The organism is Sphingomonas gei, assembly GCF_004792685.1.
In the GTDB taxonomy this organism is placed as follows: Bacteria; Pseudomonadota; Alphaproteobacteria; order Sphingomonadales; family Sphingomonadaceae; genus Sphingomonas; species Sphingomonas gei.
In genome coordinates, this window is sequence record NZ_SRXT01000001.1 from 738,869 (window position 1) to 751,966 (window position 13,098).

Consider the following 13,098-nt stretch of genomic DNA (forward strand, 5'->3'; position numbering starts at 1 on the left):
TTGTCGAAGCACGCTCTCCTATCTCGGTTCGCTCGCGGCGCGCTGCCCTTCGACGAGCTCAGGGCGAACGGAGCAAAGGGACGGTGCCGACGCACGCAGGTGTCGTATTGCTCCATGGCAGTGGAGCGCATAAGCAGCGCGGCCCCTTCAAGGAATCCCGATGCGCGTCCTGCTGCTGGTGCTTTGCGCCTTTATCCTGCCTGCCCCCGCCCTGGCCCAGTCCGCCCCGCCGCTGCCGACCGGCAAGCTGCCCGACCTGGTCAGGCCGCTCGCCTACCGGCTCGACATGACGATCCTGCCCGCACAGCCACGGTTTGCCGGCCATGCCGAAATCGATATCGAGCTCAAGCAGCCGGCCGCCTCGATCTTCCTGCACGGGCGCGGGCTCAACATGCGCAAGGCGCTGGTCAGGATCGGCAAAAGCGAGACGCCGGTGACCTTCACGCAGAAGACGCAATGGGGCCTCGCCCAGCTCGACTTCGGGCGGACACTGCCGGCAGGCAAGCTGACGCTCAAATTCGATTACGACGCGGCCTTCGGCGGCAGTCCTTCGGGGCTGTACCGGATCAAGGTGGCCGACGACTGGTATAGCTGGTCGCAGTTCGAATCGATCGACGCGCGTGCGGCTTTTCCGTCGTTCGACGAACCGGGATACAAGACGCCGTTCACGGTCTCGGTGACCACCAAGCGCGGCTTCGTCGCAGTGAGCAACGCGCCCGAGCTGGGCAAGCCGCTCGCCGCGGGCAAATTGGTCAAGCACCGCTTCGCCGCGACCGAGCCACTGCCGACCTATCTCGTCGCCTTCGTCGTCGGTCCGTTCGTCACGCTCGAGGGCACCGTCCCGGCGACGCCGCAGCGCCCCAGGCCGCTGCCGCTGCGGATCGTCGGGACCAAGCCCTATGCCGGGCAGATGCAGTATGCGCTGGAGGGATCGAAGAAGATCGTCGCGCTTCTCGAAAGCTATTTCGACCAGCCCTTCCCCTATCCCAAGCTCGACCAGATCGGTTCGCCGGTGATGCCGGGCGCGATGGAGAATGCCGGCGCCGACATCTATGGCGACGGCATATTGTTCGTCGACGAGAAGGCGCCGACCGAGGACAAAAGGACCTTTGGCATGGTGGTGGCGCACGAGCTGTCGCACCAATGGTTCGGCGACGTAGTGACCCCAGCCTGGTGGGACGACATCTGGCTCAACGAAAGCTTCGCCAACTGGATGGGCTATCGCATCGGCAACGAATGGCGCCCTGACCTCAACATTGGGGTGAGCGCGATCGACGAGGCGTTCGAGGCGATGCAGATCGACGCATTGGGCGCGGGCCGGCCGATCCACCAGCGGATCACCAAGGATGCCGACATCGACGCGGCGTTTGACCAGATTACCTATGGCAAGGGCGGCCAGGTGGTGGCGATGATCGCCGCCTATCTGGGCGAGGAGAAGTTCCGCGACGGCGTGCGGCTGCACATGCGGCGCTATCATCACGGCAACGCCACAACCGACCAGTTCTTCGATTCGCTCGCCAGCGCCGCGCATGATCCGCGCGTGCTCGAATCGCTACGCAGCTTCGTCGATCAGCAGGGCATGCCGGTGGTGACTTTGAAGCATGACGGCGGCGGGCTGATCGCGAGCCAGTCGCGCTACGCCAGTTTCGGCAGCAACGTGCCCCCGGAACAGTGGATCGTGCCGGTGTGCGTCCGCCGCGTCGCGGTGCGCAGCTGCACGCTTCTCGACAAGCCGGGCGGCGCGATCGAGGCGAAGGGCGACGGCGTGATCGTTCCCAATGCCGGCGGCTGGGGCTATTATCGCTTCGACATGGACCCGGCCGACTGGTCGGCGCTGATCGCTGCCGCGCCGACGCTGCCCGAGGGCGAGGCACTGGCGGTGACCGACAGCCTGTGGGCATCGTTCTACGCGGGCAAGGCCAAGCTGCCCCAGCTGGCAGCGCTCGCCCGTTCGATGGCGGCGCACCCGGCTTCGAACGCAGCGCTCGACAATGGCAAGCGCTGGCGCGAGCTGCAGCGGCGCGGGCTGATCAGCGAGGCGGCGCTGCCGGCCTATCGCAGGCTGATCGTCGACATTTACGGCCCCAAGCTGGAACAACTCGGCTTCGATCCTGCCGCGGACGCCTATGCCGCGGACACGCTCGACCGCCGGAAGTTGCGCAGCGATCTGGTCGAGCTGGTTGCCGGCGCGGGCGGCGATGCACTGACACGCGGCAAGTTGATCACGGCGGCGGATGCCTATCTGGCGGGCGACGCCAAGGCGCTCGACTCAGAATTTGCCCAGCTCGCGCTGTCGCTCGACGTGAAGGACAAGGGCGTGCCGCTGGCCAGGACACTCGCCGACAAGGGGCTCGCGGATCCGGCGCTGCGCCAGCTCGCGTTCGAGGCGATCGGCGGCTCCGGCAATGCGGAGGTGGCGCGCTGGTTCCTGGGAGAGTTCAAAGATCCGCGGCTGTCGCAGGCTGAGCGGCTCCATGTCGCCACGCGCTTCCTCGGCTCGCCGCGGACGCGCGATGCGGGGGCGGACACGCTGCTGGGCAGTTTCGGAACCTCGAAGGTGGGCGGCGGCATCTTCTCGGCGCGCGCGGGGCAGATGTTCAACGTGCTGTGCACCAATTCGGCAGCGGACGCAGTGGATGCCAAATTGCGCCCGCAACTCGCCAACACCAGCACGCTGGGGCTCGATCGCGCATTGGAGGCGATCCGCAACTGCGCGCGGTTCAAGGACGCCAAGGCGGGCGAAGTGAGCGCTGCGGTGATGGGGCGCTAATTCCCTCTCCCTTTGGGAAAGGGGAGTTACGCAGCCGCCAGCTTGAAGTCCTTGTACTGCGCGCGGATCGCGGTCTTGAGGAGCTTGCCGGTTGCGGTGTGCGGCAGGGTCTCGACGAAGTGGATCTCGTCGGGAAGCCACCATTTGGCGACGTGCTGCTCGAGATGCGCCTGGATCTGGGCGACGCTCACTTCGGCATCGGGCTTGCGCACCACCAGCAGGATCGGGCGCTCTTCCCATTTCGGGTGATGGACGCCGATCGCCGCGGCCTCGGCGACGCCGGCGCAGCCGATCGCGCAATTCTCGAGCTCGACCGAGCTGATCCACTCGCCGCCCGACTTGATCACATCCTTGGCGCGATCGGTGATCTGCATCGTCCCGTCGGGATGCAACACCGCGACGTCGCCGGTGTCGAACCAATTGTCCGAATCGACGGCGAGCTGCGCCTCGCCATAATATTGTTTGATTACCCAGGGGCCGCGGACCTGCAGACGGCCCGAGGCGACGCCGTCTCGCGGCTGCACCGCGCCTTCATCGTCCACAATCCGCAGCTCGACCCCGAACGGGACCTTACCCTGCTTCGAGACCTGATCGACCTGCTGCTCGAAGCTGAGATCGTTCCAATCGTAGGAAGGCGCGCCCATCGTGCCGATCGGCGACGTCTCGGTCATCCCCCAGGCGTGGTTGACGCGGATACCCATCTTCATCAGCCGCTCGATCATCGCGCGCGGCGCGGCCGAGCCGCCGATCGTTACGATCCTGAGATGCTCGGGCGCGGCGCCCGTCGCGTCCATATACTGGAACATCGCGAACCATACGGTCGGTACGCCCGCGCTGTGCGTGACTTTCTCGCGGTTCATCAGTTCGCAAAGGATCTTGGGCTCATTAACTGCCGAGAAGACGAACTTCGCTCCCACCGCAGCGCCGGCGAAGGGCAGTCCCCAGCCGACGGCGTGGAACATCGGCACGATCGGCATCGCGACAGATTGGGTGGAAAGGTCGAACTCGGCGGGCTGCAGCTCGGTGATCGCGTGGATCACGGTCGAGCGGTGGGTGTAGAGCACGCCCTTCGGATCGCCGGTGGTGCCACTGGTGTAGCAGAGCATGCACGGTTCGCGCTCGTCGCCCTCGACCCAGGCGTAATCGCCGGTCTCGCTCGCAATCAGTGCCTCGAATGCACCGTCGCCTGCCCCGGACTCCGATCCGGGGTCGAAGCAGATATAGTGGCGGATCGTCGTCCATTGCGGCTTGAGCTTCTCGACGACCTGCCCGAATGCCTTGTCGTAGAGCAGCACCGCATCCTCGGCATGGTTGGCGATGAAAGCGAGCTGGTCTTCGAACAGCCGTGGGTTGATCGTGTGGATCACCCCGCCCATCCCGATCGTGCCGTACCAGGCGACGAGATGGCGGCTATGGTTCATGCCGAGCGTCGCCACCCGATCGCCGGGCTTTACGCCGAGGCGTTCGAGCGCCTGCGCCAGCTTGCGGGAATCGCGCGCGATGCCGGCCCAGTCGGTGCGGGTCTCGCTGCCGTCGGCCCAGCGCGTGACGATCTCGCGCGGCCCGTGCTCGCGCGCGGCGTGATCGAGCAGCCGCATCACGCGCAGCTCGAAATCCTGCATTCCACCCAGCATCGCTCTCTCCAGCTCTTCGGCTTTTGCGACAGGGTAAGCGGGGAGTGGTGGGAGAGTCGAGGTCCACTCTCACCCTCACCCTTCCCACCGCCTGCGGCGGCGGGCCCCTTCCCTCTCCCGTCGGGAGAGGGAAGGAGGCGCGAAGCGCCGGAAGGGTGAGGGTGCCGTGTTGTTCAGGCAGCAGCCGCCAGCGTCACTTCGGGCTTACCGAACACCGCGGAGCGAATCCCCGGCAGCCCGCGGATCTTGTCGACCATCTCCTCGTCGACGCGGAAGTTGCGGCCGATTACCAGCTCGGCCTGACCCTGGGCGCCGAAGGGTGCCCAGACCCTTACCGTGCTACGCCCGCCGCGCTCGCCACCGATCATCTCGGCGAGCCGCGGGAGGACGCCCGCGTCGCTCACTTCCAAGTCGACGATCAGGCGCGCGGTGTTGGCGATGCTCTCGAACGGCTGGACGCGCTTGACCGAAACGCGCGGGGTATCCTCGCCCGGGCGCTTGTCGAGCTCGACGGTGAGCAGGGCGCAGCCCCCTGCCCGCGCCGCTTCCTCCATGTCCTTGGCGGCGAATTCGTCGAAGCAGCTGGCGATCACCTGGCCGCTGGTGTCCGAGATCGTCGCCATCATGTAGCGGTTGCCGCGCGCCGAAGTGCGCCAGCGCGCATCCTCGATCAGCGCGGCGATCGTCGCGCCGACGCGGCCGCCGTCGGGGATCGGCACTTCGCCCAGCGAGGTGATCTCGCGCGCACCCTGGCTGCGGACGAGATGCCCGTAGCGATCGAGCGGGTGCGCCGAGAAATAATAACCGAACGCGTCCTTCTCGGCGGCGATCTTGTCGGCGAGCGACCAAAGCGCGCTCTTGGGCAAGGTGATCGCGCCGCCGCCGGGTTCGGATTCGCCGAACAGGCCGCCCTGCCCGCTCGCCCGGCTCTCGTGCGTGCGCTGGGCGACGGCGAGGATCGTCTCGGCCGCGGCATGGACTCCGGCGCGGTTGGGTTCGATCCCGTCGAACGCCCCCGCGGCGGCGAGCGTCTCGAGCTGGCGCTTGTTGAGAAGTCGCGGGTCAACGCGTTTGGAGAAATCGTCGAGCGACTTGAAGCGGCCATTGCCATCGCGCTCCTCGATCAGCAGCTCCATCGCACGCTCGCCGACGCCCTTGAGCGCGCCCAGGGCATAACGCACCGCGAGACCGTCCTTGTGCTTCTCGACGTGGAAATCGGCGAGGCTGGCGTTGATGTCGGGCGGCAGGCACTCGATCGACAGCCGGCGCATATCGTCGGCGAAGATCGCGAGCTTGTCGGTCTGGTGGATGTCGTACGCCATCGACGCGGCGAAGAATTCGTGCGGATGGTGGGTCTTGAGCCACGCGGTCTGGTAGGCGAGCAGCGCGTAGGCGGCAGCGTGCGACTTGTTGAAGCCGTAGCCCGCGAACTTGTCGATCAAGTCGAACAGTTCGTTGGCCTTGGCAGGTTTGATGTCGTTCACTTTGCCGCAGCCTTCGACGAAGATCGCGCGCTGCGCGTCCATCTCGGCCTTGATCTTCTTGCCCATCGCGCGGCGGAGCATGTCGGCGCCGCCCAAAGTATAGCCGGCGAGCACCTGCGCCGCCTGCATCACCTGTTCCTGATAAACGAAGATCCCGTAGGTCTCGTTGAGGACGGGCTCGAGCAGGGCGTGCGGATAGACGATCTCCTCGCGCCCACCCTTGCGGTGGCCGAAGCTCGGGATGTTGTCCATCGGGCCCGGGCGATAGAGCGAGACCAGCGCGATGATGTCGCCGAAATTGGTCGGGCGGACCGCCGTAAGGGTACGGCGCATGCCTTCGGATTCGAGCTGGAACACGCCGACCGTGTCGCCGCGCTGGAGCAAGTCGTAGACTTCGGGATCGTCCCACAGGAGCGTGTCGAGATCGACCTCGATGCCGCGGTCGGCGAGCAGTTCGACGGCTTTCTTGAGCACCGACAGCGTCTTGAGCCCGAGAAAATCGAACTTCACCAGTCCAGCGCCTTCGACATATTTCATGTCGAACTGCGTGACCGGCATGTCCGAGCGCGGATCGCGGTAGAGCGGGACCAGTTCGGCGAGCGGGCGATCGCCGATCACCACGCCGGCAGCGTGCGTCGAGCTGTGCCGCGGCAGGCCTTCGAGCCGCATCGACAGGTCGATCAGATGGCGGACGTCGCTATGGTTCTTATACTCGCTGTGGAACTCGCTGACGCCATCGAGGGTGCGCTTGAGCGTCCACGGGTCGGTCGGGTGGTTGGGGATCTGCTTGGCGAGGCGATCGACCTGGCCGTAGCTCATCTGGAGCACGCGGCCGACGTCCTTGAGAACCGCGCGTGCCTTCATCGTCCCGAAGGTGATGATCTGCGCGACGGTGTCGCGGCCGTATTTCTCCTGGACGTAGCGGATCACTTCGCCGCGGCGGGTTTCGCAGAAATCGATGTCGAAATCGGGCATCGACACGCGCTCGGGGTTGAGGAAGCGTTCGAACAGCAGGCCGAGCTTGAGAGGATCGAGATCGGTGATGGTCAGCACCCAGGCGACCACCGAGCCCGCGCCCGAGCCGCGGCCGGGGCCGACGGGAATGTCGTGAGTCTTCGCCCATTTTATGAAGTCCGCGACGATCAGGAAATAGCCGGGGAACCCCATCTGGATGATGACGTCGAGCTCGAATTCGAGGCGGTCGCGATAGGGTTGGGTCCAGTCCCCTGCGTTGGGAAAGCGGTCACCCTCCCCGTTCGCGCTGAGCTTGTCGAAGCGCTGTTCTCCTCCCGCACCGTCGGCAGAAGACGCTGGCTGCCCTTCGACAAGCTCAGGGCGAACGGGGCTCTTGGGCGCCGTCAGTCCTTCGATCTGAGCAATCTTGGCCAGCCGCATGTGCAGTCCGTCCCTCGCTTGCTCGCGCAGCATCCTCGCCTCGCCTTCGCGGTCGCCGGCGAGGCTGGGGAGGATGGGCTTGCGCTTGGGTGCGGCATAGGCGCAGCGCTGGGCGACGACGAGCGTGTTGGCGAGCGCCTCGGGCAAGTCGGCGAACAGGTTCCGCATCTCGCCCGCAGGCTTCATCCAGGCATCGGGCGAACTGCGCGGGCGATCGTCGCTGGCGATGTAGGAAGAATTGGCGATGCACAGCATCGCGTCGTGCGCCTCGTGGAAGCTCTCGTCGGCAAAGCAGCACGGATTGGTCCCGACGATCGGGAGATCGCGGGCATAGGCATAATCGAGCAACTTGGCCTCGGCCCTGCCCTCGACTTCATTCAGGCGGCGGACGATCTCGACATAAAGCCGGTCGGGGAACAACGCCTCGATCCGGGCCGCATAGGCTTCGGCGGCGCTGTCCTGCCCGTCGGCATAGAGTCGCGCGAGCGCACCCTCGGCGCCAGCTGTGAGGCAGAGCAGCCCGTCCGTGCGGCCCTCGAGCGCGTCGAGGGGCACGTGTGCCTCCTCCTCGATCGGGCGGTCGAGATGCGCCATCGAGACGAGGTGACAGAGGTTGAGATAGCCGGTCTCGTCCTGCGCGTAGAGTGCGAGCCAGTCGATCGCGACCGGCGCGCCCTCGGCAAGCTCGGGGCGCTTGACTGCGAGCAGTGTGCCTACGATCGGCTGGACACCCGCCTTCTTGCAAGCGTCGGAAAACGGCATTGCGGCGTAGAGGCCGTTGCGGTCGCTGACCGCCACGGCGGGAAAGCCAAGCTCTCGCGCGCGCTTGGCGATCGCCTTGGGCTCGATCGCACCTTCGAGCATGGTGTAGGAAGAGAAGACCCGGAGCGGTACGAATCCCGAATGCGCCATCGCGCGACCCTAGCGGCGCGGGGCGCGATTTGCCACTGCCGGCCGCGCGCCGTCCACAGCTTTCCGAGAAGCCGGCCGGCACATCCGTACAAGCCCGGTGGTGGGAGTCGCTTATGGGGACCGACCTTAATGGCAACTCATCCACCGTTTGGCCAAACCGTGGTTAACGAAGATCAATCTTTGATCGCGGCGCCCCGTCCGGGACCAGCGGCGCGATCCGGTAACCGGAGTAACCCTGCGATGACCATCCTCTGTTCGGTGATGAACCATGTGCCTTCGGCCAAGCGTCACCACAATCAGGGGCTGGAATTCAGCATCTGCCACCGCTGCGGCTGCGACATGATCCGCAGCGACGACGGCGACTGGGCCCAGGTCCCCGCCGGCTTCCGCGTCGTGTGGCGCGAATTCGGCCGAGCGGGCGATGCAGCATCGGTCGCCCAGCGCATGCACCGCCTCGCGCCGCCGCCGCGCCGCGAAGCCCGCAACGCCCGCCCCGCCGCGCGCCGCGATCCGCGTGGTCGGCCGCTTGCCGGCGCGACGTCGATGGCGTCGGCGCTCGCGAAGCTCGGCAGGCTCGTCGCCGGCGACGAGGGCGAGAAGGCGGGAAACGAGAAAAAGGGGCAATATGTGATCTGCCTGCCCGGGCCGCAGATGTACTGACTCAAGATATTGCGGCTGCGTCCGGTCGCGTCAGGCGATCGGTGGAAGCCGGTCGAGATGCTTCTCGAGCGTGAGCGGATAATCGCGCACGCGTACCCCGGTGGCATTGTACACCGCATTGGCCACCGCCGCGCCGACGCCGCAAAGCCCGAGTTCGCCGATGCCCTTGGCCTTCATCGGCGATGCCGTGGCGTCGGTTTCGTCGAGGAAGATCACTTCCTGATGCGGGATGTCGGCATGGACCGGTACTTCGTAACCGGCGAGATCGTGGTTGACGAAGAAGCCGAACCTCTTGTCGACCGCCAATTCCTCCATCAGCGCGCCGCCCACCCCCATCGTCATCGCGCCGATCACCTGGCTGCGCGCCGATTTCGGATTGAGGATGCGCCCGGCCGCGCAAACCGCGAGCATCCGGCGGACGCGGACCACGCCGGTATAGGAATCGACTCCGACTTCGGCGAAGTGCGCGCCGAACGTGGATTGCTGGTATTTCTTGCCGAGATCGCCGAACTCGATCCTGTCTTCGGCGGAGAGCTCGCCGTCCTTCGCCGCCTCGGCGAGCGCTGCCGAGCGGTTGCCCGCCCGCACCCGACCGTCCTCGAACACGGCATTAGCCGGATCATAGCCGAGGCGCTGCGCCACTGCCTCGCGCAGCTTCACGCATGCCGCATAGACGCCGCCGGTCGAGTTGGGCGCCCCGAACTGGCCGCCCGATCCTGCCGATACCGGGAAGCTCGAATCCCCGAGCTTCACCACCACCCGCTCGATCGGCAGGCCCATCATCTCCGCAGCGGTCTGCGCGATGATCGTGTAGCTGCCGGTGCCGATATCGGTCATGTCGGTCTCGACCGTGACGATCCCGTCGCGTCCGAGCCGGACCCGCGCGCCCGACGGCATGTTGATATGGTTGCGGAACGCCGCCGCCATGCCCATCCCGACCAGCCAGCGCCCGTCGCGCACTTGCGCCGGCCGCGGGTTGCGCTTCGACCAGCCGAAGCGCTGCCGTCCCTGCTCGAGGCAACCGATCAGATTGCGCTCCGAGAAGCGCCGCTCGGGTTTCTCGGGGTCGACCTGGGTATCGTTCCTGACGCGGAAGGCGATCGGATCCATGCCGAGCTTCTCGGCCATTTCGTCCATCGCGATCTCGAGCGCCATCATCCCCGGCGCCTCGCCCGGCGCGCGCATCGCATTGCCTTCGGGCAAGTCGAGCACCGCGAGCCGCATCGAAGTCATTCGGTTGGCGCCAGCATAAAGCAGCTTGGTCTGGTTGACCGCGGTCTCCGGACCGCCCTCAGGCTGATCGCCCGAGCCGCTTTCATGCGCGATGGCGGTGATGGTGCCGTCGGCAGTCGCGCCGATACGGATGCGCTGGCGGGTCGCGGGACGATGCGTCGTGTTGTTGGCGATCAACGGACGCTGAAGCGCTACCTTGACCGGCCGGTGCGCCGCTCTCGCTGCCAGCGCGGCCATCAGTGCGTCGCTGCGCAGGAACAGCTTCCCGCCGAAGCCGCCGCCGACATAAGGCGACATGAAGCGGATCTTGTCCTTGCGGATATTGAGTGTCTTGGCGAGATCGCCCCGGCCCCAGTCGATCATCTGGTTCGAGGTCCAAACCGACAGCGAGCCGCCGTCCCACGCCGCGATCGAAGCGTGCGGCTCCATCATCGCGTGGCTCTGGTCGGGGGTCGTATAGGTCGCGTCGAACTTGACCGGCGCGGAGGCGAACGCCGCCTCGAACTTGCCGACCCGATCGACCCCCGGCGCCGAGCTTCCTTCGTCGCTCGACCCGCCGGTGAGCGGCGCGGTCTTGAGTTCTTCATCGAGATCGAAGCGGCCCTTGGCGCGGGCATAGTCGACGCGGACGAGGTTCGCGGCGGCGCGCGCCTGCTCGAAGGTCTCGGCGACGACGACTGCGATCGCCTGGTGATAATGGTCGACCTCAGGGCCACCGAGCAGCTTGACCGTGTTGAAGCTGCCCTTGCCGAGCTTGCCGGCATTCTCTGCCGTGACGATCGCGATGACGCCCGGCGCCGCCTTGGCCTGGCTCAGATCCATCGAGCGGATCCGCCCCTTGGCGACGGCCGAGCCGACGACATAGCCATAAGCGGCATTCGCGGGCTCAGGGTGATGCTCATAGGCGTAGGGCGCGGTGCCGGTCGTCTTGAGCGGGCCGTCGATCCGGTCGAGCGGCTTGCCGACGACCTTCAGCCGGTCGATCGGATTGGTGCCCGCAGGCGTGTCGAACCTCATGCCGCCCTCGCTTCGTGCATCGCCGCCGCCAGTGTCCGCTCGACGAGCGGCACCTTGAAAGCATTGTCCTCGGTAGGCGTCGCGCCGGCCAGCAGCTGCGCCGCCACTGCCTTTGCGCCCTGCGGCATCGCCGCCTCCGCCGCCTCGACGCGCCAGGGCTTATGGGCGACCCCGCCGATGGCGACGCGGCCGCTGCCGTCCTTCTGAATCACCGCGGCGACCGAGACGAGCGCGAACGCGTAGGAGGCACGGTCGCGCACCTTTTCGTAGAGATGCACCCCGCCGATCGGCTTGGGCAGAGTGACGGCGGTGATCAGCTCGCCCGGCGCGAGGACGGTATCGATGTGCGGGGTGTCGCCCGGCAGGCGGTGGAACTCGGCGATCGGGATCGCGCGGGTCTGTCCGGCGGCGTTCACCGTCTCGACCTGGGCGTCGAGCACGCGCATCGCCACTGCCATGTCGGACGGGTGCGTCGCGACGCAGGCCTCGCTCGCCCCGACGATCGCCAATTGCCGGCTATAGCCGCCGATCGCCGCGCAGCCGCTGCCCGGCCGGCGCTTGTTGCACGGCTGATTGGTGTCGTAGAAATAGGGGCAGCGGGTGCGCTGGAGCAGGTTGCCCGAGGTCGTCGCCTTGTTGCGGAGCTGGCCGGAAGCGCCCGCCAGCAGTGCGCGGCTCAACACCCCGTAACCCTTGCGCACGCGCATGTCGGCGGCGAGAGCGGTGTTGCGGACAAACGCGCCGATGCGCAGGCCGCCGTCCTGCGTTTTCTCGATCTTGTCGAAGCCCAGCCCGTTGACGTCGATCAGATGCGTCGGCGTCTCGATTTCGAGCTTCATCAGGTCGAGCAGGTTGGTGCCGCCCGCGATGAACCGCGCGCCCTGCAGCGACGATGCCTTGGCCGCGGCATCTTGCGCCGAGGCAGCACGCTCATAGGTGAAGGCCTTCATGCCTTGCCCCCCGCAACTTCGGCCATCGCCTCGGCGATGTTGGAATAGGCGCCGCAGCGGCAAATGTTGCCGCTCATCCGCTCGCGCATCTCGGCATTGGTGACGCGCGGCCGATCGGTCAGGCGGGCGGACACATGGCTGGGCACGCCCCGCTTGATCTCGTCTAGCACCGCAACCGCCGAACAGATCTGCCCCGGCGTGCAATAGCCGCATTGATAGCCGTCATGCTTGACGAACGCAGCCTGCATCGGATGCAGCCGGTCGGGGGTGCCGAGGCCCTCGATCGTGGTGATCCTGTCGCCCTCGTGCATCACCGCGAGGCTCAGGCACGAATTGATCCGCACGCCGTCGACCAGCACGGTGCACGCGCCGCATTGGCCATGATCGCACCCTTTCTTGGTGCCGGTCAGGTGCAGATGCTCGCGCAGCGCGTCGAGCAGCGTAGTGCGCGTATCGAGCGACAGCTGGCGGACCTTGCCGTTGACTTCGAAGCTGACGGGCATCGGGGGAAGGCCGGGAGTCATCGTGTCGCTTTCCTGTGCAGCGGCTTCAGGCCCCACCGCGACGACCGCCGAAGCTGCGCCAGCGGCGAGCAAGCCGCGTCGGGACAGTTCCAGATCGGACAAACTGGACATGATCAGATCCTTCCGCGTGCGTTCATCGCGCTTAACGCCTGTTTGCCTCGTTCGGCACCACCTATTTGTTACTCATTTGCCGAACGCCGCCGCTCGGCGGCGTCAATGGGGCGATTGATCGCCGCGCGCGCAGCAACACGGCACCGTCCCGCGGCTTGCGCGTTGAGGCCTCCGACGACGCATTTCTGCGTCTGGATGGAGATGTTCATGGCCGACCCGACCGCCCCTGTGACCAACGCCAAGACCGGACTTACCGATTCTTTCCGGACCCATTTCTCCGGCGATGCGCCGCTCACCGAAAAGGCCAAGAGCTTCGCAAAGGCACGGCCATGGACCAGCGCCGCGTTCGTCGGCATCGCGGCGCTCGCCGTCCTGAACAGCCTGCGCGGCACGCGGAATTAATCTCGC

8 protein-coding genes are annotated in these 13,098 nt (G+C 66.5%); 3 read left to right on the plus strand and 5 right to left on the minus strand.

Annotated elements, in window-relative coordinates:
* Positions 1 to 160 precede the first annotated feature (160 nt).
* Positions 161 to 2,770 carry a M1 family metallopeptidase gene (locus tag E5A73_RS03345; protein ID WP_135962345.1) on the plus strand — a complete coding sequence of 870 codons (2,610 nt, stop codon included), beginning with the start codon at positions 161 to 163 and terminating at the stop codon, positions 2,768 to 2,770.
* A gap of 26 nt (positions 2,771 to 2,796) precedes the next feature.
* Here the strand turns inward: E5A73_RS03345 and E5A73_RS03350 are convergent, their stop codons facing one another.
* Together E5A73_RS03350 and dnaE are read right to left on the minus strand one after the other, a co-directional pair.
* Positions 2,797 to 4,404, minus strand: coding sequence for a long-chain fatty acid--CoA ligase (locus tag E5A73_RS03350; RefSeq protein WP_168355785.1), 1,608 nt, complete (start codon positions 4,402 to 4,404; stop codon positions 2,797 to 2,799).
* A gap of 173 nt (positions 4,405 to 4,577) precedes the next feature.
* Positions 4,578 to 8,195, minus strand: a complete 3,618-nt coding sequence (gene dnaE / locus E5A73_RS03355; RefSeq protein ID WP_135962347.1) for a DNA polymerase III subunit alpha — start codon at positions 8,193 to 8,195, stop codon at positions 4,578 to 4,580.
* A 240-nt stretch (positions 8,196 to 8,435) separates the two neighbouring features.
* On the opposite strand from dnaE, the gene E5A73_RS03360 reads away from it, so the two are divergent.
* A complete protein-coding gene (locus E5A73_RS03360; RefSeq protein ID WP_135962348.1) occupies positions 8,436 to 8,855 on the plus strand; it encodes a hypothetical protein in 420 nt (139 codons plus the stop codon).
* A gap of 30 nt (positions 8,856 to 8,885) precedes the next feature.
* Here the strand turns inward: E5A73_RS03360 and paoC are convergent, their stop codons facing one another.
* From paoC to paoA, 3 genes are read right to left on the minus strand one after another with little or no spacing between them, the layout of a single operon-like run.
* Complete coding sequence (gene paoC, locus E5A73_RS03365) at positions 8,886 to 11,105, minus strand: aldehyde oxidoreductase molybdenum-binding subunit PaoC (RefSeq protein WP_135962349.1); 2,220 nt, start codon at positions 11,103 to 11,105, stop codon at positions 8,886 to 8,888.
* Complete coding sequence (locus E5A73_RS03370) at positions 11,102 to 12,055, minus strand: FAD binding domain-containing protein (RefSeq protein ID WP_135962350.1); 954 nt, start codon at positions 12,053 to 12,055, stop codon at positions 11,102 to 11,104. The genes paoC and E5A73_RS03370 overlap by 4 nt, the downstream gene beginning before the upstream one ends.
* Positions 12,052 to 12,690 carry an aldehyde dehydrogenase iron-sulfur subunit PaoA gene (gene paoA / locus E5A73_RS03375; RefSeq protein ID WP_135962351.1) on the minus strand — a complete coding sequence of 213 codons (639 nt, stop codon included), beginning with the start codon at positions 12,688 to 12,690 and terminating at the stop codon, positions 12,052 to 12,054. Before paoA ends, E5A73_RS03370 begins: the two co-directional genes overlap by 4 nt.
* A 207-nt stretch (positions 12,691 to 12,897) precedes the next feature.
* On the opposite strand from paoA, the gene E5A73_RS03380 reads away from it, so the two are divergent.
* Positions 12,898 to 13,092: a hypothetical protein gene (locus E5A73_RS03380; RefSeq protein WP_135962352.1), complete on the plus strand. Its 195-nt coding sequence runs from the start codon at positions 12,898 to 12,900 to the stop codon at positions 13,090 to 13,092.
* Positions 13,093 to 13,098: the final 6 nt, after the last annotated feature.